The organism is Pantoea eucrina, assembly GCF_020079945.1.
GTDB lineage: Bacteria > Pseudomonadota > Gammaproteobacteria > Enterobacterales > Enterobacteriaceae > Pantoea > Pantoea eucrina.
The window spans coordinates 2,385,853-2,410,630 of sequence record NZ_CP083448.1; the positions used below are offsets into that span (position 1 = coordinate 2,385,853).

The 24,778-nt window shown below is 56.0% G+C and carries 24 protein-coding genes and 6 tRNA genes; 17 read left to right on the forward strand and 13 right to left on the reverse strand.

Going from position 1 to position 24,778, the window contains the following annotated elements; all coding sequences use genetic code 11:
- Positions 1–141: 141 nt before the first annotated feature.
- Positions 142–1,797: an alpha-keto acid decarboxylase family protein gene (locus LAC65_RS11385; RefSeq protein ID WP_039379412.1), complete on the reverse strand. Its 1,656-nt coding sequence runs from the start codon at positions 1,795–1,797 to the stop codon at positions 142–144.
- Between the two features lie 215 nt (positions 1,798–2,012).
- Between LAC65_RS11385 and mgrA the strand changes: the two genes are divergently transcribed.
- Both mgrA and LAC65_RS11395 read left to right on the forward strand, forming a co-directional pair.
- Complete coding sequence (gene mgrA / locus LAC65_RS11390; protein WP_039379414.1) at positions 2,013–3,002, forward strand: L-glyceraldehyde 3-phosphate reductase; 990 nt, start codon at positions 2,013–2,015, stop codon at positions 3,000–3,002.
- 148 nt (positions 3,003–3,150) lie between these two features.
- Complete coding sequence (locus tag LAC65_RS11395) at positions 3,151–3,534, forward strand: DUF2502 domain-containing protein (protein ID WP_052246436.1); 384 nt, start codon at positions 3,151–3,153, stop codon at positions 3,532–3,534.
- 34 nt (positions 3,535–3,568) lie between these two features.
- Here the strand turns inward: LAC65_RS11395 and LAC65_RS11400 are convergent, their stop codons facing one another.
- On the reverse strand, positions 3,569–4,810 hold the full coding sequence (locus LAC65_RS11400; RefSeq protein WP_039379417.1) for an Nramp family divalent metal transporter: 1,242 nt from the start codon (positions 4,808–4,810) through the stop codon (positions 3,569–3,571).
- Between the two features lie 366 nt (positions 4,811–5,176).
- Here LAC65_RS11400 and LAC65_RS11405 point away from each other — a divergent pair, with 366 nt between their 5' ends.
- Positions 5,177–6,367, forward strand: coding sequence for a NupC/NupG family nucleoside CNT transporter (locus tag LAC65_RS11405; protein WP_039379419.1), 1,191 nt, complete (start codon positions 5,177–5,179; stop codon positions 6,365–6,367).
- A gap of 218 nt (positions 6,368–6,585) precedes the next feature.
- On the opposite strand, the gene LAC65_RS11410 is transcribed toward LAC65_RS11405, so the two are convergent.
- Both LAC65_RS11410 and LAC65_RS11415 read right to left on the reverse strand, forming a co-directional pair.
- Positions 6,586–6,661, reverse strand: a tRNA-Ala gene (locus LAC65_RS11410).
- Between the two features lie 43 nt (positions 6,662–6,704).
- Positions 6,705–6,780 (reverse strand) — tRNA-Ala (locus tag LAC65_RS11415).
- A 345-nt stretch (positions 6,781–7,125) separates the two neighbouring features.
- Between LAC65_RS11415 and LAC65_RS11420 the strand changes: the two genes are divergently transcribed.
- The gene (locus tag LAC65_RS11420) at positions 7,126–7,914 is read left to right on the forward strand and encodes a formate/nitrite transporter family protein (protein ID WP_039379422.1); all 789 of its coding nucleotides are present in this window, start codon (positions 7,126–7,128) and stop codon (positions 7,912–7,914) included.
- A gap of 110 nt (positions 7,915–8,024) precedes the next feature.
- On the forward strand, positions 8,025–8,378 hold the full coding sequence (locus tag LAC65_RS11425; protein WP_039379424.1) for a YfeC-like transcriptional regulator: 354 nt from the start codon (positions 8,025–8,027) through the stop codon (positions 8,376–8,378).
- Between the two features lie 77 nt (positions 8,379–8,455).
- On the opposite strand, the gene gltX is transcribed toward LAC65_RS11425, so the two are convergent.
- Positions 8,456–9,877: a glutamate--tRNA ligase gene (gene gltX / locus LAC65_RS11430; RefSeq protein WP_039379426.1), complete on the reverse strand. Its 1,422-nt coding sequence runs from the start codon at positions 9,875–9,877 to the stop codon at positions 8,456–8,458.
- Positions 9,867–10,088, reverse strand: a complete 222-nt coding sequence (locus LAC65_RS11435) for a hypothetical protein (protein WP_144380229.1) — start codon at positions 10,086–10,088, stop codon at positions 9,867–9,869. Before LAC65_RS11435 ends, gltX begins: the two co-directional genes overlap by 11 nt.
- Before the next feature lie 62 nt (positions 10,089–10,150).
- Between LAC65_RS11435 and LAC65_RS11440 the strand changes: the two genes are divergently transcribed.
- The 5 genes from LAC65_RS11440 (at position 10,151) to LAC65_RS11460 (ending at position 11,088) form a co-directional block, all read left to right on the forward strand.
- Positions 10,151–10,226: transfer RNA gene (locus LAC65_RS11440), tRNA-Val, on the forward strand.
- A gap of 45 nt (positions 10,227–10,271) precedes the next feature.
- A tRNA-Val gene (locus tag LAC65_RS11445) sits at positions 10,272–10,347 on the forward strand.
- Positions 10,348–10,385: 38 nt separating this feature from the next.
- Positions 10,386–10,461, forward strand: a tRNA-Val gene (locus LAC65_RS11450).
- A 4-nt stretch (positions 10,462–10,465) separates the two neighbouring features.
- Positions 10,466–10,541, forward strand: a tRNA-Lys gene (locus LAC65_RS11455).
- Between the two features lie 208 nt (positions 10,542–10,749).
- Positions 10,750–11,088, forward strand: a complete 339-nt coding sequence (locus tag LAC65_RS11460; RefSeq protein ID WP_333715965.1) for a FlxA-like family protein — start codon at positions 10,750–10,752, stop codon at positions 11,086–11,088.
- Here LAC65_RS11460 and LAC65_RS11465 read toward each other — a convergent pair.
- A complete protein-coding gene (locus LAC65_RS11465; RefSeq protein WP_039379430.1) occupies positions 11,085–12,005 on the reverse strand; it encodes a LysR family transcriptional regulator in 921 nt (306 codons plus the stop codon). The two genes, LAC65_RS11460 and LAC65_RS11465, sit on opposite strands and share 4 nt — an antisense overlap.
- A gap of 99 nt (positions 12,006–12,104) precedes the next feature.
- Between LAC65_RS11465 and LAC65_RS11470 the strand changes: the two genes are divergently transcribed.
- Positions 12,105–13,103: a bile acid:sodium symporter family protein gene (locus LAC65_RS11470; protein WP_039379433.1), complete on the forward strand. Its 999-nt coding sequence runs from the start codon at positions 12,105–12,107 to the stop codon at positions 13,101–13,103.
- A gap of 26 nt (positions 13,104–13,129) precedes the next feature.
- On the opposite strand, the gene LAC65_RS11475 is transcribed toward LAC65_RS11470, so the two are convergent.
- The 3 genes from LAC65_RS11475 to zipA form a co-directional block, all read right to left on the reverse strand.
- Positions 13,130–13,351: a DUF3820 family protein gene (locus tag LAC65_RS11475; protein ID WP_039379435.1), complete on the reverse strand. Its 222-nt coding sequence runs from the start codon at positions 13,349–13,351 to the stop codon at positions 13,130–13,132.
- A 1-nt stretch (position 13,352) separates the two neighbouring features.
- Entirely contained in the window at positions 13,353–15,371 is a 2,019-nt protein-coding gene (gene ligA / locus LAC65_RS11480) for an NAD-dependent DNA ligase LigA (protein WP_039379437.1), read from the reverse strand.
- Between the two features lie 100 nt (positions 15,372–15,471).
- Positions 15,472–16,479, reverse strand: a complete 1,008-nt coding sequence (gene zipA, locus LAC65_RS11485; protein ID WP_224144783.1) for a cell division protein ZipA — start codon at positions 16,477–16,479, stop codon at positions 15,472–15,474.
- Positions 16,480–16,696: 217 nt separating this feature from the next.
- Between zipA and cysZ the strand changes: the two genes are divergently transcribed.
- From cysZ to crr, 6 genes are all read left to right on the forward strand, one after another.
- Positions 16,697–17,455, forward strand: a complete 759-nt coding sequence (gene cysZ / locus LAC65_RS11490) for a sulfate transporter CysZ (protein WP_039379442.1) — start codon at positions 16,697–16,699, stop codon at positions 17,453–17,455.
- Between the two features lie 142 nt (positions 17,456–17,597).
- On the forward strand, positions 17,598–18,569 hold the full coding sequence (gene cysK, locus LAC65_RS11495) for a cysteine synthase A (protein WP_039379445.1): 972 nt from the start codon (positions 17,598–17,600) through the stop codon (positions 18,567–18,569).
- 16 nt (positions 18,570–18,585) lie between these two features.
- The gene (locus tag LAC65_RS11500; RefSeq protein WP_039379447.1) at positions 18,586–18,780 is read left to right on the forward strand and encodes a hypothetical protein; all 195 of its coding nucleotides are present in this window, start codon (positions 18,586–18,588) and stop codon (positions 18,778–18,780) included.
- Between the two features lie 180 nt (positions 18,781–18,960).
- Positions 18,961–19,218 (forward strand): phosphocarrier protein Hpr, encoded by a 258-nt coding sequence (ptsH, locus tag LAC65_RS11505; RefSeq protein WP_007889063.1) that lies wholly within the window; start codon positions 18,961–18,963, stop codon positions 19,216–19,218.
- A 157-nt stretch (positions 19,219–19,375) separates the two neighbouring features.
- Complete coding sequence (gene ptsI, locus LAC65_RS11510; protein WP_039379450.1) at positions 19,376–21,103, forward strand: phosphoenolpyruvate-protein phosphotransferase PtsI; 1,728 nt, start codon at positions 19,376–19,378, stop codon at positions 21,101–21,103.
- 42 nt (positions 21,104–21,145) lie between these two features.
- Complete coding sequence (crr, locus tag LAC65_RS11515) at positions 21,146–21,649, forward strand: PTS glucose transporter subunit IIA (RefSeq protein ID WP_039379452.1); 504 nt, start codon at positions 21,146–21,148, stop codon at positions 21,647–21,649.
- Positions 21,650–21,703: 54 nt separating this feature from the next.
- On the opposite strand, the gene LAC65_RS11520 is transcribed toward crr, so the two are convergent.
- From LAC65_RS11520 to cysM, 3 genes are all read right to left on the reverse strand, one after another.
- Complete coding sequence (locus LAC65_RS11520) at positions 21,704–23,062, reverse strand: ATP-binding protein (RefSeq protein WP_203025583.1); 1,359 nt, start codon at positions 23,060–23,062, stop codon at positions 21,704–21,706.
- A complete protein-coding gene (locus LAC65_RS11525; protein ID WP_039379457.1) occupies positions 23,059–23,739 on the reverse strand; it encodes a response regulator transcription factor in 681 nt (226 codons plus the stop codon). Before LAC65_RS11525 ends, LAC65_RS11520 begins: the two co-directional genes overlap by 4 nt.
- 141 nt (positions 23,740–23,880) lie before the next feature.
- Entirely contained in the window at positions 23,881–24,762 is an 882-nt protein-coding gene (gene cysM, locus LAC65_RS11530) for a cysteine synthase CysM (RefSeq protein ID WP_039379459.1), read from the reverse strand.
- Positions 24,763–24,778 lie beyond the last annotated feature (16 nt).

Here is a 24,778-nt window from a genome sequence, read left to right on the forward strand (position 1 = left end):
TCCGCTTGGGTCATAAATAGTGGCAAACACTATAGAAGCCTGCCAATAAAACAACAACGCCCGCCGGTGAGGCGGACGCTGTTAATCCAGTGTGATGCACAGCCTGGCGATTGTCAGGCCATCTGTATAGAGGCAACTTTCTTAAACTGCACCACTATTACGCTGATGCAGGGCGGCGGTAACTTTGCGCAGCAGCGGCGGCAGATCCTGTTTTTCCATTACCACTTCAATCAGCGACAAACGCGCGGTTTTGCTGACCACCGCCATCGCCGCCTCCAGCTGCGCGGTTTCGCTGACCCGCCAGCTCTGCGCCGCCCCTTCCAGGCTCATCGCCTGCGGCAGTGCGGTCCAGTTCCAGCGCGCAATGTCATTATAACGCTGTTCCGGACCGTGAATGGCGCGCTCTACGGTATAGCCGTCGTTATTGAGCAGGAAAATCACCGGGCGCTGGCCATCACGCTGCATGGAGCTCAGCTCCTGAATAGTCAGCTGTGCTGAGCCATCGCCAATGATCAGGATCACCCGGCTGTCGGGCCGCGCCGTCTGCGCACCAAACGCCGCCGGCAGCGTATAGCCAATCGATCCCCACAGCGGCTGTACCAGCAGCTGCGCCCCCTCCGGCAGCTGCAGGTCCGCTGCGCCAAATGCCGCCGTACCCTGATCGGCAAGGATAATATCACCCGGCAGCAGGAAGTGCTGCATTGCCTGCCAGAATGCCTGCTGAGTGATTATCCCTGCAGCAATCTGATGATTTTCCTCGCACTGCATGCTCTCTCCGGTCGGCCAGCGCTGGCAGTGACGCTGATAAACCGGCTGCAGCGCCGCCAGCGCCGCCTTCATTGGCAGCGCAAAGCGCTCGCCCGCCACACAGCTGTGAAACGGCTGGATATCGATAACGCGTTCAGGGGAGAGCTGCTGGGTAAAGCCCGCGGTCAGCGTGTCGGTAAAGCGCACCCCTGCGCACAGCGTCACATCCGTCTCCTCAATCGCCCTGCGGATAGCCATGCTGCTGCCCGCCGCCGCGTAAGTGCCGACAAAACCAGACTGCTGTTCATTCAGCACGCCTTTGCCCATCAGCAGCGTCGCTGACGGGATCGCTCGCAGCTCACGCAGTCCGGCCAGCTGTGCGGCAGCCCCCCAGCGTGCGGCGAGAAAATCAGCCAGCAGCGCCACGCGCTGTGCCGGTGCCAGCAGACGCTCAGCCGCCGCCGCAAAGGCTGCAGCGGCATCTGCGTTTTCGCTGTGCGGCTCAGCGCGGGCTGACGGCGGGGTTATCGCTGCCGCGGCCACATCCACCGCCAGCAGCAGATAGCCCGGCCGGTGCTCATGCAGTGCGGTGCTTACCACGCGATCGATTTCTGCCGCGGCGTTCTCTGCGGTAAGCACCGCTGTCGCGGCGTTGACCTCCTGCGCCATGCGCAGAAAATGGTGAAAATCACCGTCGCCCAGCGAATGGTGCACGCACTCCCCCTGCTGCTGCACCGTCAGCGCCGGCGCACCGACAATCTGGATCACCGGCACATACTCGGCATAGCTGCCGGCGATGCCGTTAATCGCGCTCAGCTCACCCACGCCAAAGGTGGTCAGCAGCGCTGCCGCGCCCTGACAGCGGCCATAGCCGTCAGCGGCATAGGCGGCGTTAAGCTCGTTGGCACAGCCGACCCAGGCGATCGCCGGATGCGCGATCACGCTATCGAGAAACTGCAGATTGTAGTCGCCCGGCACGCCAAACAGGTGACGGATGCCCGCCTCATCCAGCCTCTGTAATAGATAGTCGCTTACGGTGAATCTCTTCATCAGATGCTCCTTCCAGGGGGAATGTTCTGGAGTATCAGCGATGGCTTTGAAAGGAAGCGACTTTTTAACCGCGATTGCGCCGGGCTGAATGGCAAGCATTCGTTACGGCGTGATATCTCTCTGCAGAATGGGATCTTTCACGCTTTTTAGCGCAGTGTAAACGCATACACTAACTGGCCGGAATACTCATTTCTATTGCAGGATAACTCTAAGCCATGCCTCTTTTTCCTCATCCCGATCGTTATCAGCAGATGCACTATCGCCGCAGTGGCCAGAGCGGGCTGAAACTGCCCGCTATTTCACTGGGGCTCTGGCACAACTTTGGCGACGCGACGCGCGTCGATACCAGTCGCGAACTGCTGCGCCACGCCTTTAACTGCGGCATTACTCATTTCGATCTGGCCAATAACTATGGTCCTCCGCCCGGTTCTGCAGAGAGAAACTTCGGTCGTATTTTGCGGGAAGATTTCTCCGGCCTGCGCGATGAGCTGGTGATCTCTACCAAAGCGGGATACACCATGTGGGACGGCCCTTATGGTGACTGGGGGTCGCGTAAATACCTGATCGCCAGCCTCGATCAGAGCCTGAAACGCATGGGGCTGGAGTATGTGGATATTTTTTATCACCATCGTCCCGACCCGCATACGCCGCTGGAAGAGACGATGCGCGCGCTCGATCACTGCGTCCGTCAGGGCAAAGCGCTCTATGTTGCGCTCTCTAACTATCCGGCTGAGCAGGCCGCACGCGCTATAGCGCTGCTGCGTGAGCTCGGTACGCCCTGTCTGATTCATCAGCCGCGCTATTCGCTGTTTGAACGCGGCCCGGAACAGGGCCTACTGGATATGCTGGGCGAACAGGGAACCGGCTGCATCGCCTTTTCACCGCTGGCGGGCGGCATACTGACCGATCGCTATTTAGCGGGCATCCCGCAGGATTCGCGTGCTGCCAGCGGCAGTAAATTCCTGAATGAGGACCAGCTTACCGCAGAGAAAATGGAAAAAGTCCGGCAGCTGCAGGTGCTGGCGCAGCAGCGCGGGCAGAAGCTGGCGCAGATGGCGCTGAGCTGGGTGTTACGCGATCCGCGCATCACTTCAGTGCTGATTGGCGCCAGCAAAATTGCGCAGATCGACGACGCAGTAGCGATGCTGAGCCAGCCGGCGCTGACTCCTGAAGAGCTGCAGGCGATCGATCGGATCCTGATGTAACCGCTCTCTTTTACGGCAGCAGGGGCGGTTAACTAACCGCATATTCTGCTGCCGTCGTACTTTTTCAGACTAACTCTCAAGGCTAAGCTGGTCCGATGTGGCACACTGGTCTGACGATAGCAGTGATAAGCTGTCGCAAGGAGATAACATGAAATCTGCACTTTTCGTTGCCGTTTTGCTGGCAACATTATCGCCGCTGGTGCCACACACAGCCCATGCTACCAGCGCTACCATCGATCTTGCCCCCGGCGTCAGTTTACAGCTGGGAGAACGTGACCGTCGCGGCTATTACTGGGATGGCGGGAACTGGCGCGAACCGCGCTGGTGGAACGACCGCTACCAGTATAATGAACATCGCTGGTGGCGCCATGAAGAGTGGAAGCGTCATAAAGCGTGGGAGCGCGACCGCGAACATGAACGACGCCGGCATGAGCGGGAGCGCTGGCGTGAACAGGATCGTCATCATGAACGGGAACGTCGCGCGCACTGGCGACACGGTGGCCCGCCGCATCCTCATGACCACCATCACTAAACCTTCTCCCGGCGCCTTCGCGCCGGTTTTTACGCTACCAGCCGAGCGCTTCTCCCACCAGTAAATAGATGTTCAGTGCCACGACCAGCATCACAATCAGGCGGCCGGTGTTCTGCATCAGTCGGGAGTTGACCAGTTCATCCCCCATCAGCTCACGATTCCCGGTAAACGCCAGCAGCGGGATCAGCGCCAGCGCAATACCAAAACTCAGCAGCACCTGACTCATCACCAGAATGCGCGTCGGGTCCCAGCCAGCCCAGATAACAATAAATGAGGGCAGCATAGTAATTACCCGCCGGACCCACAGCGGAATATGAAACCGGATAAAGCCCTGCATCACCACCTGCCCTGCCAGGGTGCCGACCACCGTGGAGGAGAGTCCGGCCGCCACCAGGCTCAATCCAAATACAATCGCTGCGGCCTGCCCGAGCAGCGGCTCCAGCGTCAGATACGCCTGGTCAAGATCGACAATGGAGGTGTGTCCGCTGAAGTGAAACGCCGCCGCCGCCGTGGCCATCATTGCCAGGTTCACGAAGCCGGCAATGGTCATCGCAATCGCCACATCCAGTTTGGTGGAGGAGTAGCGTTCGGCTTTGGTGCCTTTATTACCGTGCTGGGTCAGCGCTGAATGCAGATAGATAACGTGCGGCATAATGGTGGCACCCAGTACACCGGCTGCCAGAAATACCGCGTCAGACCCCGGTAACGAAGGCAGGGCCATCCCGGTAACGAGCTGGCTGACGCTGGGCTGGGAGAAAAAGAGCTCAACGATATAGGCCGCGGCAACAAACAGCAGCAGGCCACCAATCACCCGCTCCAGCGGTTTCTGTCCGCGGCTTTGCAGCATCAGGATCAAAAAGGTCGCAATGCCGGTCAGTACGGCGCCCTGCAGCAGTGAGATGCCAAGCAGCAGCTTAAAGCCCAGCGCGGCACCGATAAACTCTGCCAGGTCGGTCGCCATCGCGATGATTTCGGCCTGCACCCAGTAAAACCAGACGGCGGGACGCGGGAAACGGTCGCGTATGTGCTCCGCCAGGTTTTTACCGGTTGCGATCCCCAGCTTGGCTGACATCAGCTGGATCAGCATCGCCATGACGTTTGCCCAGACCACCACCCACAGCAGCTTATAGCCATAGGCGGCTCCTGCCTGAATGTTGGTGGCAAAGTTACCCGGATCGATATAACCGATAGCGGCGATAAACGCAGGCCCCAGCAGGGCGAGCTTAAGTTTTCTGGCTCCGCGGGCGGCGCGCTCTGCGGTGCGGCTTTCTGACATAGTGTGATCCTGTCCTGACGCGTGTAGACCCGCTGAGTTTAAGGGGCCTTACAGGCAAGTGAAATCTGGTTATATTTATCGCAGTAATAGATAGTGCTATAAAGTATAGCCAATGCTATACATCAACGCAAAGATCGGCCTCTGACAAAGCATAGAACGGATTTACTCTACGCCCGGAACAAATTATAAACAATCTCTGTGTGGATAAATTGTGTGAGCGGTTTGTTACGGTGATGTGAGCAGGCAGAGTTATCCGCAAAAAATTGCGATACTGAATACTTATAATGCGGGTTTGATCTCGTTTTTAAGTAACGTGTTACATAGAATACGCAGCAAAATACAACCCTCCTCAAATTTGGAGCCGATATGTCCCATATTTTGCATTTCCTTTTAGCACTGGTGGTCGTCGGCGTGCTGGCCCTGCTGGTCAGTCACGACCGTAAAAGTATTCGCTTTCGCTATATCGCACAGCTTTTAGTGATTGAACTCCTGCTGGCGTGGTTTTTCCTGACCTCTGAGGCGGGACTGGGCTTTGTTAAGGGCTTTGCCAGCATGTTTGATTACCTGCTGAAATATGCAGGTGAAGGCACCAATTTTGTGTTTGGCGGCATGAACGAAAAGGGACTCGCCTTCTTCTTCCTTAATGTTTTATGCCCTATCGTCTTTATTTCTGCGCTGATCGGTATTTTGCAGCATTTCCGCATTCTGCCGTGGATCATCCGCGGTATCGGAACCGTGCTGTCAAAAGTGAACGGCATGGGCAAGCTGGAGTCTTTTAACGCCGTCAGTTCTCTGATTCTGGGACAGTCAGAAAACTTCATCGCATATAAAGATATTCTCGGCAAAATGTCGCAGCGTCGTATGTACACCATGGCGGCCACCGCTATGTCGACCGTATCGATGTCCATTGTTGGCGCCTACATGACCATGCTGCAGCCAAAGTATGTGGTTGCCGCACTGGTGCTGAATATGTTCAGTACCTTTATCGTTCTGTCGCTGATCAACCCTTACCGCGTAGAGAACGAAGAAGATCTGCAGCTGCAGGATCTGCATAAAGGTCAGAGCTTCTTTGAGATGCTGGGTGAATATATTCTTGCCGGATTTAAAGTGGCGATTATCGTTGCGGCTATGCTGATTGGCTTTATTGCCCTGATCTCCGGTCTGAATGCGCTGTTTGACCTGATTTTTGGTATCAGCTTCCAGGGCGTGCTGGGCTATGTATTCTATCCGTTTGCCTGGGTGATGGGTGTTCCGGCTCATGAAGCGCTGCAGGTAGGCAGTATTATGGCCACCAAACTGGTCTCTAACGAATTTGTGGCGATGATGGATCTGCAGAAAGTTGCCGGCCAGCTGTCACCTAACGCAGAGGGCATTCTTTCGGTGTTCCTGGTATCGTTCGCTAACTTTTCATCCATCGGGATTGTGGCTGGCGCGATTAAAGGACTGCATGAAGAACAGGGCAATGTGGTATCACGCTTTGGCCTGAAACTGCTCTACGGTTCAACGCTGGTCAGCGTGCTTTCAGCTGCCATTGCCGGTCTGGTACTCGCTTTCTGATTATCAGGGCGGGCTTCGGCTCGCCCTGCTCTCCTGCTCAGCCGCTACGCCTTCAGCACCACGCTTCCCTCTGCGCTTTCTGCGCATCACTGATTTTCACCAACGGAATAGCTGCCGCTATAAAGCGTGCGTTGCAGAGAGCAGAACTGACAGAAAAGGTCATTCAGGGAGAGATTTATCGCAGTAACGGGAAGTTATTCAGAACAACAACGAAGATTTGGTGGAGATAAGCGGGATCGAACCGCTGACCTCTTGCATGCCATGCAAGCGCTCTCCCAGCTGAGCTATACCCCCACATCTGGAATCATTTTTTCGGTGCAAACCGTTGGGAGCGGTTTGGTGGAGCTAAGCGGGATCGAACCGCTGACCTCTTGCATGCCATGCAAGCGCTCTCCCAGCTGAGCTATAGCCCCGTACCGAAAAAACTGCCGGGCAGACCCGACGGACGGCATAATATGAAACCGCTCAGAGTGTGTCAACGGCAAATTCTCGTTCTGTGTGCAATCGCTGAAAAAGACGGCAAACCCGTGTTGCAGTGACCTTTTTTTTTCGCCACTTATGCTCTCCTGCCCGCTGATGGCGGCCAAAAAGCAGCGCGCCAGCGGGTTAAATTCAGGTTAAAGATGTTAGCGCCAGGCTTGTTTTCGTTAATGGTCCGTGTAAAACTTCGCACGCTAATTAACCGGTTGACCTGCCAGGGTTAGCTCCTTAATAACCGGTAAAATCATCCCATTGTTTAACAAAAGAAAAAGAGAATTATGTCGCTACATACTCCCAAAGAGATCGCCCAGCTGGCGATTCAGGCTGGCGTGGCTAAAAGCCGCCTGCCTGTTTCAACCTTATTAATTCTTGGCTTTATGGCCGGTGCCTTTATCGCGACCGGCTTCCTGCTCGATCTGCACGTCATAAACCAGCTGCCTGCCGAATGGGGCTCATTCTCCAGCTTTCTGGGCGCTGCCGTATTCCCGGTGGGCCTGATTCTGACCGTACTGGCCGGCGGTGAGCTGCTGACGGGCAATATGATGACGCTGCCGGTGGCGTGGTTTGCCCGCCGGATCAGCGCCCTGAGCGTCCTGCGTAACTGGTTCTGGGTTACGGTTGCGAACTTTATTGGTAGCGTCGCCGTCGCCTGGTTCTTTGGGCATATGCTGGGCATGACGGAAGGTGACTACCTGAAAAAAACCGTTGCGATTGCGCACGCTAAAGTCAGCGCCGATTTCCTGCATGCCTTTATCTCTGGCGTGGGCTGTAACTGGCTGGTCTGCCTGGCGGTGTGGCTGGCGTTTGCCAGTAAAGATATGGTGGGCAAGATCATGGGAATGTGGTTCCCGGTGATGGCGTTCGTTGCCATTGGTTTCCAGCACGTCGTGGCGAACATGTTTATTGTGCCGGCGGCTATCTTTGCGGGTCAGATGAGCTGGGCCGAGTTTGCGCCTAACGTTATTGCCGTGTTCCTTGGCAACGCCGTAGGGGGCGCTATCTTCGTCGGTCTGACCTATTTCCTGGCGTTCCGCCCGGAACAGGCAGTTACGCGCGAAGCCTCATAACCTATTAATGTCTTTTATTGGTCGTAAAAAGCATTTTCTGTCCGGATTACTTTTCCCAGTAACGTTTTGTTGTAATATGTAGAGCTAATGTATTCAACAGGGACAGCATCGTGAAAAAGGAATGGCTAACCCCCGAAGAGCTCGCGCTTGAAACGGGCTACAGTCGGCAGACGGTGAACAAATGGATCAAACGCGAAAACTGGACCACCACGCCTAAGCCCGGCGTACAGGGCGGCAAAGCGCGTTTGATCCATATCGATGAGCGGGTGAAAAGCTTTATTCAGTCCACCCGCCACGCGAGTGAACCGGCAGCGAATTACGCCGCTCAGCAGAATACGTTACCTGCGTTATTAATAAATTCTGTCCAGCAAATGACGCAGACAGAACAGGACCAGCTCGCCGCCCTGTTACTGCGTGAAGGGATCCGCGGTGTTCTGGAAAGGCTGGGTATTCAGGATGCATAAAAAAGCCGGAGGCAATTGCTTCCGGCTTTTTTGTTGTACCTGATAACGCTCCCGCAGCGAGCGAGAGCGATAAGCTATCAGGCGTTAGCTTCGCGCTCGGCAATAAATGCCAGCGCTTTCTCAATCCGCGCGACGCTACGGCTGCGGCCAATCGCTTCCACGGTCACATCCAGCGCTGGCGACTGTCCTGCTCCGGTAACGGCAACACGCAGCGGCATGCCGACTTTTCCCATACCCAGCTCAAGTTCATCCGCCGCGCTCTGAATCGCATGGTGAATCTGCTCTGCATTCCAGTCGCTGTCGCTCAGTGCAGCCAGCTTGTCACGCACCAACTCCAGCGGCTGACGCGCAACCGGACGCAGATGCTTCTTCGCGGCGTCCGCATCAAAAGCGTCAAACTCTTCATAGAAGTAGCGGCAGGAAGCGGCGATCTCCACCAGCGTTTTGCAGCGGTCGCCCAGCAGCGTCACCAGTTTTGCCAGTTCAGGCCCGGTGCGGGTATCGATCTGCTGCTGTTCAATGTGCCACTGCAGATGCGTCGCTACATACTCTGGCGGCAGCGTAGTAATATAGTGGTGATTCAGCCACTGAAGTTTTTCAGTGTTGAATGCGCTGGCTGATTTGCTGACCGCATCCAGCGTAAACAGCGATTTCATCTCAGGAATGCTGAAGATCTCCTGATCGCCATGAGACCAGCCCAGACGAACCAGATAATTAAGCAGCGCCTCCGGCAGATAGCCATCGTCACGATACTGCATCACGCCTACCGCGCCGTGACGCTTGGAGAGTTTTTTGCCATCATCACCGAGGATCATTGAGACGTGCGCATAGACAGGAACCTGCGCGCCAATCGCTTTCAGGATGTTGATCTGACGCGGTGTATTATTGATGTGATCTTCACCACGGATAACGTGCGTGATCCCCATGTCCCAGTCATCCACCACCACGCAGAAGTTGTAGGTCGGTGAACCATCGGTACGACGAATGATCAGGTCGTCCAGCTCCTGATTGCTGAATTCAATCGGGCCGCGGATCTGATCGTCAAAGATGACAGAGCCATCCTGCGGATTACGGAAACGGACTACGCAAGGCTCATCAGCGGCGTGATGTTCATGGCTGTCGCGGCAGCGACCGTCATAGCGTGGCTTTTCACCGTTAGCCATCTGCTCTTCACGCAGTGCATCAAGACGCTCGCGGGAGCAGTAGCACCTGTAGGCGGTGCCCGCTTCCAGCATCTCATCAATGACGTCGTTGTAGCGGTCAAAACGTTTGGTCTGATAGTAAGGACCTTCATCCCAGTCAAGGCTCAGCCAGTTCATACCATCCATAATGGCTTCGATCGCTTCCGGCGTGGAGCGCTCCAGGTCAGTGTCCTCAATACGCAGGACAAACTCGCCTTCGTAATGACGTGCAAAAAGCCAGGAGTAAAGCGCGGTGCGGGCGCCTCCAACGTGCAGATAGCCGGTCGGGCTCGGGGCGAAGCGGGTTTTAATTTTCATTCAGCATTGCCTTAGATGCGCAGGTTTTCTTGTCTGGATGACAAAAAAACGGGTTAACGCGAAAAAACAGTGCGCACATTCTAGCAGGTGGAGATGATTCCTCAATCACTCTCACCGCCGCAGCCGCAGCGCAAACGGCTTTTTCTGCTAATAAAACCAGCACATTGGCTAAAACCCCTTCAGGGTGACTATTTTTAAAGCGAACAAACATTTTAATTTTAAAAAGCGTTGACTCACTTCGAAGGATCCCTATAATGCGACTCCACACAGCGGGGGTGATTAGCTCAGTTGGTAGAGCATCTCCCTTACAAGGAGGGGGTCGGCGGTTCGAACCCGTCATCACCCACCACTCTTCAGGTGGCCCGCAGTGAACAGGTAGTAAGAGATAAGATATGGGTGATTAGCTCAGTTGGTAGAGCATCTCCCTTACAAGGAGGGGGTCGGCGGTTCGAACCCGTCATCACCCACCATATCTTAGCCAGACAGCCTGTTAAAGAAGTACCGAAGTGGGTGATTAGCTCAGTTGGTAGAGCATCTCCCTTACAAGGAGGGGGTCGGCGGTTCGAACCCGTCATCACCCACCACTTCGGGTCGTTAGCTCAGTTGGTAGAGCAGTTGACTTTTAATCAATTGGTCGCAGGTTCGAATCCTGCACGACCCACCAAATTCAGAAAAAAGCGCCCTATGGGCGCTTTTTTTGTTTCTTTCGGGCGGCATTAATGGCGCCCCACGACTTACATAGCCTCAGACATATCTGCAGGGGCCGCATTTATGCGGCCCTGAAATCAGCGCGGCCCTCAACATTCCAGGTTGCACGCCTGAAGCCTTTACTTCTGCTGCCGATAACCTTCAGAGTTTATGGCAAGGAGAAAATGATGACGACAATATCAGGTATTAGCACTATCGGGGCCGGGGGCAGCAGCGGAGGCGGGGCAGCCTCTGAGATTGCCGCTATTAATAAACAGATCGCCGCTATTACCAGCCAGCTCAAATCTCTGGCGGACAATCATACGCTGACGCAGGAGCAAAAATCAGAACAGCAGCAGATGCTGGAGAGCCAGATCCAGATGCTCTATGCACAGATTGCTCAGATTCAGCAGCGCGAAGCGGAAAAGGCAGAACAGCAGCAGCAGACTGAACAGCCGGTGAGCGCCCGGGCGGATGGCATTAACCGGCCAACGCCAGACAACCAGCTCGACGTCTATATCTAAAACGCCGGATAGAGTGAGCGAGTCTGCGTCAGCAGCTCAGCCTGCTGACGCACTTTCTGCCAGACCGCCTCCGCAGCGGGCGTAAGCGAACGGTTTTTACGTTTGATCAGCATCAGACTGCGGTTCATCTCCGGATAAAGCCGGCGTACCACCAGCTTACGTCCCGAAGGCAGCGGCAGCGCCAGCGCCGGTAAAATGCTGATGCCGATGCCCGCTTCCACCATCGGATAGAGGGTCGCCGGATGACCAATCTCCTGTACCACATTCACCCTGACAGCGAGCTGCTGCAGTATCGCGTCCACCAGCATCCGGCTGCCTGAGGCGTAGTCCTGCAGTACCATATTGCGATCTGTCAGCATCGCCCAGGTAACGCTCTCGGTTTGCGCCAGCGCATCATTCTGATGACACAGTAACAGGAAAGGCTCCTGCAGGATCTCTTCGGCGTCAAACTCTGCGTCACCCAGCGGGCCAATCACAATCCCGAAATCAACTTCCGCATTACGCACGCTGTGCAACACTGCCTGCTGCACCCTGTCGTGCAGGATCACGCGGATATCGGGATAGTGCTGCTGCGTGCTGGCCAGACATTGCGGCATCAGATGCGCAGAGGGCGTCTGACTGGCCGCAACCCGTACGGTCCCGCTGCGCTGCTCGCCGTAACTGCGCACATCCAGCAGCGTGGTATTCAGCTCTTCCAGCAGGCGCGTCAGCCGGGTTGCCAGCTGCTGCCCTGCCCCGGTGAGTAATACTTCACGCGTCGTGCGGTCCAGCAGGCGCACGCCTATTTCCGCCTCCAGCTCTTTCACGCTATGGCTTACCGCCGACTGGCTTAACCCTATCAGCTGCCCCGCCTGGCTAAAGCTTCCCTGTCGGGCAACAGCAACAAAAGTACGCAGCTGGCGTAACGTATAATTCATCGATTCTGCTCATAGATTAATGCAATAAATCAATTTTATTTCTAAACGCGCTTAGCGCACAATCTCTGCCAGACTTTTTCTTTTAACCGGACGTTAACAATGGGCTTTTTACGACTCGATCCAATGATGATCAAACTCATCATTACCGTACTGCTGGCCAGCTTTCTGCCGGCACGCGGCGGTTTTGTCGACTTTTTTGAATACCTCACCACTGCCGCTATCGCCCTGCTCTTCTTTATGCACGGTGCCAAACTGTCGCGCGAGAAGATTATTGCCGGCAGCAGCCACTGGCGTCTGCATCTGTGGATTATGTGCAGCACGTTTGTGATTTTTCCGGCGCTCGGGCTGCTGCTGGTCTGGTGGCACCCGGTTAACGTCGGGCCTGAAATCTATACCGGCTTCCTCTACCTCTGCATTCTGCCTGCCACCGTACAATCCTCTATCGCCTTTACCTCTATGGCAGGCGGGAATGTTGCGGCGGCGGTCTGCGCTGCGTCCGCCTCCAGCCTGCTGGGCGTGTTTATTTCCCCTCTGCTGGTCAATCTGGTAATGAACGTGCACAGTGCGGCGCCGGGTAACGGCCTGGAGCAGATTGGTAAGATTGTGATGCAGCTGCTGGTGCCGTTTGTTGTCGGTCATCTCTCCCGCCGCTGGATCGGCGGCTGGGTGGAAAAGCATCGCAGCCTGATTGGCAAAACCGATCAAACCTCGATTCTGCTGGTTGTCTATTCAGCCTTTAGTGAAGCGGTGGTAAATGGCATCTGGCATCGCGTGGGCGTCGATACCCTGCTGTGGATTCTGGCAGGCAGCCTGCTGCTGCTGCTGATTGCGCTGGCAATCAATATCGGTGCCTCACGGCTGTTTGGTTTCAGCCGGGCTGATGAGATTGTGGTGCTGTTCTGCGGTTCGAAAAAGAGCCTGGCGAACGGCGTGCCGATGGCTAATATTCTTTTCCCGGCCAGTGCGGTGGGCATTATTGTGCTGCCGCTGATGATCTTTCATCAGGTACAGCTGATGATCTGCTCGTTCATTGCTCAGCGCTATAAAGCAGGTAATGAAAAGCGGCTGGCGCAGCAGCCAGAGGTGCAGAAGTCATAAAAACCGGCCCGCGCAAGCGGGCTTTTTTATTGCGGGGGGCGCCTGAGCGGTGCGATCAGCCCCTGCAGCCCCTCTATTTTAATCGCCAGCGTCAGCTGCATCAACGCGCCCAGTGTACCCGCCGGAAACGCATTTTTGCGCGCAAACCAGAGCAGGTACTCTTCCGGCAGATCGATCAGCAGCCGGCCCTGATATTTACCAAACGGCATCACCGTGCTGGCGATAGCCAGCAGCTGCTGTTTCTCCATATTATGCGTCCAGCAGGCGGATCATCTCCGCTTCGTCAATAACCGGAATACCCAGCTCCTGGGCCTTCGCCAGCTTGGAGCCCGCCGCTTCGCCGGCGATCAGCAGATCGGTTTTCTTTGATACGCTGCCGCTGACTTTGGCGCCCAGCGCGGCAAGACGCGCTTTCGCATCATCGCGATTCATCTGCGACAGAGAGCCGGTAAGCACCACCGTTTTACCGGCAAAGGGACTATCGATCTCTTCTGCTTTGATCACCGCGACGGCAGGCCAGTGAATGCCGATCTCTTCTGTCAGCTCGCGGATCACCTCACGGTTGCTCTCTTCTTCCATAAAATTGCGGACGTGAGCGGCAACAACCTTACCCACATCCGGCACGGCAATCAGCGCATCGAGATCGGCATTCATCACCCGCTCCAGCTCGCCAAAGTGACGGGCGAGGTTAGCTGCCGTGGCTTCACCCACCTCGCGGATCCCCAGCGCATACAGGAACCGCGGCAGCGTCGTCAGTTTAGCTTTTTCGAGTGCGGCCACCACGTTTTGTGCCGATTTCGGCCCCATGCGATCCAGTCCGGTCAGTTTACCGGCCGTCAGGCGAAACAGATCGGCTGGCGTTTTCACATACTCTTTCTCAACCAGCTGATCGATGATTTTATCTCCCATGCCATCCACATCCATGGCGCGACGCGAGACAAAATGCTTAAGCGCCTCTTTACGCTGGGCACCGCAGATCAGCCCTCCGGTACAGCGCGTTACCGCTTCACCCTCTACCCGCTCCACGTCAGAGCCACACACCGGGCAGTGCTGCGGAAACACAATTTCACGCGCGTCAGCCGGCCGGTCAGACTCTACCACGCTGACCACCTGCGGGATCACGTCACCAGCGCGGCGAATCGCTACCCGGTCGCCGATGCGCAGGCCGAGACGGGCGATCTCATCGGCGTTATGCAGAGTGGCATTACTTACCATGACCCCTGCGACCTGCACGGGTTCGAGACGCGCTACTGGCGTAATGGCCCCGGTGCGTCCGACCTGAAACTCAACGTCGCGCACCACGGTCAGCTGCTCCTGTGCCGGGAATTTGAAGGCGATCGCCCAGCGCGGCGCGCGCGCCACAAAACCGAGCCGCTCCTGCAGCGCCTGTGAATCGACTTTGATTACCACGCCGTCGATATCAAACCCGAGTTTAGGCCGCTCCTGCTCAATATGATGATAAAACGCCAGCGCTTCATCAGCGGTATGAACCCGTTTGATCCGCTCACTGACCGGTAAACCCCAGGCTTTAAACTGCTGCAGGCGTTCCCAGTGGCTGGCCGGGATCTCGCCGCCCTCCAGCAGGCCAAAGCCGTAGCAGAAGAAGGTTAGCGGGCGTCTGGCGGTGATGCGGGGATCGAGCTGACGCAGTGAGCCGGCTGCCGCATTGCGCGGATTCGCAAAGACTTTGCCACCGGTACGCCGCGCTTCCTCATTGAGCTTTTCAAACCCGCTTTCAGTCATAAACACTTCACCGCGCACTTCCAGCCGCGCCGGGATATTATCGCCCCGCAGCCGCAGCGGGATCGCCCGGACGGTGCGCACGTTAGCGGTGATATTTTCGCCGGTTGTGCCGTCGCCGCGGGTAGCGGCCCGCACCAGTAAGCCGTTTTCATACAGCAGGCTGACCGCCAGACCATCAAGTTTGAGTTCACAGCAGTAGGTCAGCTCATCGCTGCTCTTAAGCCGATCCTGTACGCGTTTGTTAAAGGCGCGGAACCCTGCCTCATCAAAGGTGTTATCCAGCGACAGCATCGGCACTTCATGCCGCACCTGCTCAAAAGCGGTCAGCGGCGCCGCGCCGACCCGCTGCGTAGGTGAGTCGGGGGTAATCAGATCGGGATGCGCACGCTCCAGCTCGCGCAGCTGATTCATCAGCCGGTCATATTCAGCATCCGGGACTTCCGGCGCATCCATCACGTGGTAGAGATACTCATGATGACGCAGCGTGGTACTGAGCGCTGCGATCTGCTCCTGAACTGATTTCATAGTGTTTATCCGATAAAAAACCCCCGGCTGGCGGGGGTTGAGAGTGACTCTGTTTCACGCTGCAAATGGCGGGCGTAAACATGTAATACTGCCGTAGCGGTTAGCCGCCAACCACCTCGCGAATGCGGGCTTTGTAAGTCTCAAGCTTCTGCGGCGTCATCATGCGACGCTCGTCATCCAGCACCACGCCGCCGACGTCATCGGCAATACGCTGGGCTGACTGCAGCATCAGCTTAAAGTTCTGATGCGCGTCGCCGTAGGATGGCACCATCATAAACATCGAGACGCCAGGTGTCGTGAAGTCGCCCATGGTGTCAGGGTTGAAGGAACCCGGCTTCACCATGTTAGCAAGACTGAACAGAACAGGGCCGCTGCCGGCCGGACTCAGATGGCGGTGAAAAATGTTCATCTCGCCAAACTGGAAACCCGCCTGTAACACGCCCTGCAGCAGCGCTTCACCGTTGAGCGCACCGCCTGCATGAGCGGCAACGTGCAGAACCAGTACCGTCTCTTTTTTACTGCCAGGCGCTGCAGGCTGCGGTTCCTGCGGGGCTGGCGTCGCTTCACGCTCAGGTACGGCTTCAGGCTCAGGTGCAGCGCTGAATTCCAGAGCGGGCTGTGCCGCTGGAAGAGGTTCGTTATCCAGCAGCGGATCGGACTGTACCGGCGCAGGCTGCGGTTTCGCAACCGGCTGCGGCGCAGCAGGCTGCTGCACAGGCGGCGGAGAAACAGGCTGCTGCGGCGCGGAGTGCGCAGGCGCAGGCTTGCTGTCCAGCAGCGGATCGCCCGTCAGCGGGGTTTCATGCTGTGTGAAAGGCTGGCGTGCCGGCTCCGGCGCTCGCGGCGCGGCCGGTTTGGCTGGCGGCGCGGTGAACACAGGTTCATCACTGTCGTCATGCTGACGATGGACGCGCACTTCACCGACGCCATCCTCTTCATCACTCAGCAGATCGTCATCCGCGTCATCGCGCTGTTTGAGACGTTTGTGCGGGCGATCGCGAAATACGGACGAACGCTCTTTACGACTGGTCCACAGTCCGTGAAGAAGCAGCGCTATTATGGCGATCGCGCCAACAACGATTAATATCAGACGCAAATCCTGCATCATTGTATTCTCTGTTGTTCCAATACCTTGCCACCACGGCAAACTTTATCCTCTAACTGTATTTGCCCTGCTACACAAGTGCAAGTCTGCGCACTATTTTCTGACAAATAAGATAGCCAGCCGACGCTTTTTCGCTGTTTTTTCGCACAAAGCAGGCCAGCTCACCGGGAAAAGCCAGGGTATGATGTTGATGCCGCTACTTACAGGAGAAAGGCTTGTTATGCCCGCAGAGAATTCAGTCTCATCATTTAATGGTCTTCACTACTTTGCCCGCGGCTGGAACCTGGTGCATATGCGGGGGATCCGCCGCTATGTCATTGTGCCGCTGCTGGTGAATGTGCTGCTGCTCGGCGGCGCGTTTTACTGGCTGTTCCGGCGGCTGGGAGAGTGGATCCCTCAGCTGCTTTCACACGTGCCCGACTGGCTGCAGTGGCTGAGCTATCTCATCTGGCCGCTCTCAGTGATTTCAATCGTGCTAGTGTTTGGCTATTTTTTTTCCACGCTCGCCAACCTGATTGCCGCTCCCTTTTGCGGCCTGCTGGCTGAACAGCTGGAGGGACAACTCACCGGCAGGCCGCTGCCTGACAGTGGCTGGATGGGCCTGCTTAAAGATCTGCCGCGCATTATGAAACGTGAACTGCAGAAGCTGGGTTACTACCTGCCGCGTGCGCTGGGCCTGCTGCTGCTCTATTTTATCCCTGGCTTTGGTCAGATAGTGGCGCCGGTATTGTGGTTTCTGTTCAGCGCATGGATGCTTTCTGTCCAGTACTGCGACTATCCGTTTGACAACCATAAGGTCAGCTTTCCGCATATGCGCACTGCCCTGCGGCGGCATAAAGTCGCCAATATGCAGTTTGGCGCGATGGTCAGCCTGTTTACCATGATACCCATTCTGAATCTGGTGATTATGCCGGTGGCCGTATGCGGGGCGACCGCGATGTGGGTCGATCGCTATCGTGCTGATTTAGCTCGTCATTAACCGCAGCGATCCAGGCTTATGCATTTTTCCGCACGGCTTATGGTCAGGGGCTATATAGATATACTATTTCTTTCCTTCCGCGCGGAGACAGAACAGGTATCCTCAAAGGGTTCCCAATATTTCATACAGTTAAGGACGGGCAATGAGTAAGATCTACGAAGACAACTCGCTGACAATTGGTCATACGCCGCTGGTTCGACTGAACCGCATCGGTAACGGACGTATTCTGGCGAAGGTCGAGTCGCGTAACCCGAGCTTCAGCATCAAGTGCCGTATCGGTGCCAATATGATTTGGGATGCAGAAAAACGCGGAATTCTGAAGCCTGGCGTAGAACTGGTTGAGCCGACCAGCGGTAACACGGGTATCGCCCTGGCATACGTCGCCGCTGCACGCGGCTACAAGCTAACGCTGACCATGCCAGAGACGATGTCAATTGAGCGTCGTAAGCTGCTGAAAGCGCTGGGTGCCAATCTGGTGCTGACCGAAGGGCCAAAAGGCATGAAAGGCGCCATCGCCAAAGCGGAAGAGATTGTTGCCAGCGATCCGGATAAGTATGTTCTGCTGCAGCAGTTCAGCAACCCGGCTAACCCGGAGATTCATGAAAAAACCACCGGGCCGGAAATCTGGGAAGACACCGATGGCGAAGTTGATGTCTTTATTGCCGGTGTAGGAACCGGCGGCACCCTGACCGGCGTAAGTCGCTATATCAAGAATACCAAAGGCAAAAAAGAGCTAATTACCGTGGCGGTAGAACCTACCGACTCGCCGGTTATCGCACAGGCGATGGCGGGTGAAGAGATCAAACCGGGTCCGCATAAAATTCAGGGCATCGGCGCAGGCTTCATTCCCGGTAACCTTGATCTGCAGCTGGTCGATCGGGTTATTGCCATCACCAACGATGAAGCGATCAGCACGGCGCGTCAGCTGATGGAAGAAGAAGGTATTCTTGCCGGCATCTCATCGGGTGCGGCGGTGGCTGCTGCGCTGAAGCTGCAGGAAGATGAAGCCTTCGCAAACAAGAATATTGTGGTGATCCTGCCCTCTTCCGGCGAACGCTATCTCAGCACCGCACTCTTTGCCGATCTGTTCACGGAAAAAGAGCTGCAGCAGTAATCGTCAAAGTCTTAAAGTGTCGAAAAAAGCACCCCTTCGGGTGCTTTTTTGTGGCGCAGATCTCACTTTCATCACCGGGCAGATTGATTTCAGTGATGCCGCTCTGGTATTTAAGCTGCCAATTATTTCGGTGCCTGAAATTAATCTGCCCTTGAAGTGGATCAAGCTGAATCGATTTACTGATTTGGCGAAATGGCGAATCACGGCATAATTAACCCGGTGACGAACAAACGCAGTTGTTGATCCGTCATTGCAAAAATGGCTTATTCATCAGAGCGTCCTTTTCTGGTCAGCATGATGCCATACCAGCGTACCTACACAGGCTAAAGTTACGGCTCCAGGCTAGACTTTAGATCCATAACACCAAACCTGAAAAAGTTGGGGAAATAGCATGTTCCAGCAAGAAGTTACCATTACCGCACCAAACGGTCTGCACACGCGTCCTGCTGCACAGTTCGTCAAAGAAGCTAAGGCGTTCCAGTCAGAAATCACTGTGACTTCCAACGGCAAATCTGCCAGCGCAAAAAGCCTGTTTAAGCTGCAGACGCTGGGTCTGACCCAGGGAACCGTAGTCACGCTCTCTGCTGAAGGTGAAGATGAGCAGCAGGCAGTTGAACATCTGGTTAAGCTGATGGCCGAGCTCGAGTAACTTCGCGCGGTCACCACCAAATCGACTCCTTTGCCCCATTGAGTGCAACTATCTTGATCGCGGACAACCTGTCCGCGATATCGCTTCACTAGAGTACTGCTCCACGACAATGGCAATGCATCGGGTCAACGAGCCATCGTGATAAAAAGGTAGGGTTATGATTTCAGGCATTTTAGCATCACCGGGTATCGCTTTCGGCAAAGCACTGCTGCTGAAAGAAGATGAGATCGTCATCAACCGTAAAAAGATTACAGACGACCAGGTTGATCAGGAAGTTCAGCGCTTCCTTGATGGACGTAGCAAAGCAGCAGAACAGCTTCAGGCGATCTGCGTCAAAGCCGGTGAAACCTTCGGTGAAGAGAAAGCGGCGATCTTTGAAGGTCACATCATGCTGCTGGAAGACGAAGAGCTTGAGCAGGAAATCATTGACCTGATTAAAAAAGATCATGTCACCGCTGACGCTGCGGCTCACTCTGTGGTTGAAGGCCAGGCTAAAGCGCTGGAAGAGCTCGATGATGAGTATCTGAAAGAGCGCGCAGCTGACGTACGTGATATCGGTAAGCGCCTGCTGCAGAACATTCTTGGCCTGCATATGGTCGATCTCGGCTCTATTGCTGAAGAAGCGATTCTAGTCGCAAAAGATCTGACTCCATCAGAGACTGCGCAGCTTAACCTGAAAAAGGTGCTGGGCTTTATCACCGATCTGGGTGGACGCACCTCGCACACCTCAATCATGGCGCGCTCGCTGGAACTGCCTGCGATTGTCGGCACCGGTAGCGTGACTACCACCGTTAAAAACGGTGATTTTCTGATTCTGGATGGCGTAAACAATAAAATTTATGTCAATCCAACTGAAGCGGAACAGGAAGAGCTGAAAGCGATTCAGACTCAGTACCTTTCTGAGAAACATGAGCTGGCCAAGCTGAAAGATCTGCCTGCCATTACGCTGGATGGTCATCAGGTTGAAGTCTGCGCCAACATCGGTACCGTTCGCGACGTGGCCGGTGCAGAGCGTAATGGTGCAGAAGGCGTGGGCCTCTATCGTACCGAATTCCTGTTTATGGACCGTGATTCGCTGCCTTCAGAAGAGGAGCAGTTCCAGGCCTATAAAGCCGTCGCAGAGGCCGTAGGTTCTCAGGCGGTTATCGTGCGCACGATGGATATCGGCGGCGATAAAGATCTGCCTTACATGAACCTGCCGAAAGAAGAGAACCCGTTCCTCGGCTGGCGTGCAATTCGTATCGCAATGGATCGTAAAGAGATCCTGCATGCCCAGCTGCGCGCCATTCTGCGCGCCTCCTCTTTTGGCAAACTGCGTATCATGTTCCCGATGATTATTTCGGTGGAAGAAGTACGCTTCCTGAAAGCGGAGCTGGAGACCCTGAAAGCGCAGCTGCGTGAAGAGGGCAAAGCCTTTGATGAGTCCATTGAAGTGGGCATCATGGTGGAAACCCCGGCTTCAGCCGTTATCGCCCGTCATCTGGCGAAAGAAGTCGACTTCTTTAGTATTGGGACAAATGACCTGACGCAGTATACTCTGGCGGTCGATCGTGGTAATGATTTGATTTCACACCTCTATAACCCAATGACGCCATCTGTACTTGGCCTCATTAAGCAAGTGATCGACGCATCACATGCCGAAGGGAAATGGACCGGCATGTGTGGTGAGCTGGCGGGTGATGAACGTGCTACACTACTGTTACTGGGAATGGGGCTGGACGAATTCAGCATGAGTGCCATTTCGATCCCGAGCATCAAGAAAATCATTCGTAATACCAATTACGAAGATGCTAAGGCTCTGGCAGAGCAGGCTCTGGCTCAACCCACAGCGGAAGATTTGATGAATCTGGTCAACAAGTTCATTAAAGAAAAAACGCTCTGCTGATCCACGTGATGCTGGCCCCAAAATACTGCTTAGGAGAAGATCATGGGTTTGTTTTCTAAACTTTTTGGCGAAAAATCAGAGAGCGCGTCAGGGACTATCGATATCGTTGCGCCTCTGTCAGGCGAAATTGTCAATATTGAAGACGTACCTGATGTCGTGTTTGCTGAGAAAATCGTGGGCGATGGTATCGCAATCAAACCGACTGGCAACAAAATGGTTGCACCGGTTGATGGTACTATCGGCAAGATTTTCGAAACTAACCACGCGTTTTCCATTGAATCAGACAACGGCATTGAGCTGTTTGTCCACTTCGGTATCGATACGGTAGAGCTGAAAGGTGAAGGCTTCAAACGTATCGCCGAAGAAGGTCAGAAAGTGAAAAAAGGCGACGTTGTGATCGAGTTCGATCTGCCGCTGCTGGAAGAGAAAGCGAAATCCACGCTGACACCGGTTGTGATCTCGAATATGGATGAGATCAAAGATCTGACCAAGCTTTCCGGTCAGGTAACTGTTGGCGAAACGCCGGTTATTCGTATCAAAAAATAACGGACGTTAGCACTCTCTGAAAACGGCACCCGATGGGTGCCGTTTTTGTTTTCGCTACGCTTTGCGCCAGTGCGGGAGCCTGAGAATCACCTCAAGACCATCTTCTGGCATATTCTGCGCCTGAACTTCGCCATGATGAGCCAGCATCACCTTACGGACGATAGATAGCCCGAGGCCGTAACCTTTTCCGGCCAGCGGCGTGTTTACCCGCACAAAGGGATCGAAGATACTGGAGAGTTTGCTGTGATCGACGCCGGGTCCGCTATCGCGAATGCAGATCGTCAGCCAGGCTGCTTCCGCGTGCAGATCTACCCGGATCACCTGCCCCTGCTGCGAAAAACGCAGCGAATTTCGCAATACATTCTCTGCGCCACGCCGGATCAGCTCGGCGTTACCGCGCACCGTATAGTCAGCCGTCTCATCGGCGGTAAACTCCACCAGCACGCCAGTCAGCTGCGCTTCATAGCGCAGATCGGTTATAACCACCTCCAGCAGCCCGAGAAGATCAAAGTAATCTTCTCCCGGCAGGCTTTCGTGACTGACGCGTGACAGCGTCAGCAGCTCGCCAATCATCTTGTCGAGGCGACGCGCTTCCTCATCAATGCGGTTAAGCGATACCGCGACCGTTGCCGGCGTCTGACGCGCCAGCCCGGTTGCCAGCTGCAGGCGTGCCAGCGGTGAACGCAGCTCGTGAGAGATATCGTGCAGCAGCGCCTCGCGGGCGTTAATCAGCGTATCGAGCCGTTCTACCATGGCATCAAAATCGTGCGCCACGCTGGAGAGTTCATCGTGACGACGGCGCATCAGCGGCCAGAGCCGCACCGAGAGATCGCCACTGGCTACGCGGGCGAATCCTTCGCGCAGCTGGCGCATCGGGCGCGTAAGATTCCAGGCGAGCAGCAGGCTGAAGAGCAGCCCCAGCGCACCGGCGAAGATAAACATCGGTTGCGGAATATTCAGAATGCGGCGCGGGCGCTCGCCTATGGTGCTGTCGCGCCGCAACGCCCTGACGTCATAACGCAGCTCCCAGCCGTTGCCGTCTGCGTCTGTTACCTGGCGCACTATCACGTCAGGAATGGGGCCGTGAAACGGCGCGCCAAACGCTGCCTGCGTCCTGCCGGCGGCGCGCGGCGCCGTCGCACGCTGGGGCAGCACCGAGAAAAACTGACGATCTTCTGCAGACCAATCAGCCATCATGTCGTCAAGCGCAGCCGGACCGCCGCGCTCAAGAACGGAGACAGCGGAGGCCATCTGCAGATTCACAATGCGCCGTACCGCGGCAATGTCGGGCGGCTCATGCCGGCTACCCGACAGCGCAAAGCCGAGCCAGAGCAGCTGGCTGATAATCAGGAATACCAGCCAGAAACCCAGCAGAATTTTCCAGAACATGCGCCCGCGATAGCTGCGCTTCATCGGATGCGATAGCCAATACTGCGCACGGTTTCAATCGTCACGCTCTCAGCTGTCAGCGCCGCCAGTTTCTGCCGGATATTGCTGATATGGACATCAACGCTGCGATCGTAAGCTTCCCGCGACCGTCCCAGCCCCTGCTCAGAGAGTTCATCTTTGGTTACCACCCGCTCAGGCGCCCGCAGCAGCAGCTGCAGCAGGTTAAATTCTGACGCGGTCAGCTCCAGCGCCCTGCCCTGCCATGCGGTAACGCGGGTCGCCGGGTTGAGCGTCAGGTCACCCAGGCAGAGCGGCTCCTTTTTATCCGCCACCGCCGGCAACTCCTCCACGCGGCGCAAAACTGCACGCAGGCGCGCCACCAGCTCGCGCGGATAGCAGGGTTTCGGGACATAATCATCCGCGCCCATCTCCAGCCCGATCACGCGATCAATATTGTCGCCTTTTGCCGTCAGCATGATCACCGGCAGGCGGCTGTTCTGGCGCACCTGACGCAGCACGTCGGTGCCGCTCATGTCAGGCAGCATGATATCCAGGATCATGGCGCTGTAGCTGCCTGACAGTGCCCCCTCAATCCCGGCGCTGCCGGTCAGGGCAAGCTGCGTTTCAAAGCCTTCAGCAAGCAGGTACTGGCTGAGCATGGTGCCCAGCTCAGCGTCATCATCAACAAGCAGGATTTTCATCGGTTTCTCTCAGCTAAAGTGGTGCTATTTTGTGCCGATTGCGGGAGAAACGCAGCAGGATTTACGCGATCCTTACAGTCAGATGCGCGGATACAGAAGCGGCAAGCCGGTCAGCGCAGCAGGCTGACCGGGCAGATGCTGTCAGTGAAAAACACCGGTGGAGAGATAACGATCGCCGCGATCGCAGACGATCGCCACGATGACGCTGCCGGGTTGCGCCCGGGCGATGCGCAGCGCTCCCGCTACGGCGCCACCGGAGCTTACGCCGCAGAACAGCCCTTCACGCTGCGCCAGCGCGCGCATCGTCTCTTCCGCTTCCCGCTGCCCCATATCCATCACCTCGTCTACCAGCTCAGGGCGATAAATGCCGGGCAGATAGGCTTCAGGCCAGCGGCGGATACCGGGTATTGCGCTGCCTTCCTGCGGCTGCAGGCCAATCACTTTAACCGCCGGCGCGTGCTCTTTCAGAAAGCGGCCCACGCCGCTGATGGTACCGGTGGTGCCCATGCTGGAGACAAAATGCGTCAGGCGCCCGCCGCTCTGCTGCCAGATTTCCGGTGCAGTGGTGAGATAGTGGCCCAGCGGATTATCGGGATTGTTAAACTGATCCAGCACCCGGCCTTCGCCGCGATCGGCCATCGCCTGCGCCAGATCGCGTGCGCCTTCCATGCCCTGCTCACGCGTAACCAGCACCAGTTCGGCCCCGTAAGCGCGCATCGCATCCTGCCGCTCCTGGCTCATGTTCTCCGGCATCAGCAGCCGCAGCTTATACCCTTTGAGCGCGGCGATCATCGCCAGCGCAATACCGGTGTTACCGCTCGTGGCTTCAATCAGCTGGTCGCCGGGCCTGATTTCACCGCGCAGCTCCGCCTGATGAATCATCGACCAGGCCGCGCGATCTTTCACTGAGCCGGCCGGGTTATTCCCCTCCAGCTTCAGCCAGACTTCGCTGCCATTATCGGGCGACAGGCGTTGCAGCCTGATCAGCGGCGTATTGCCGATGGTATTTTCCAGAGTGGTCACGATCGTTTTCCAGGCG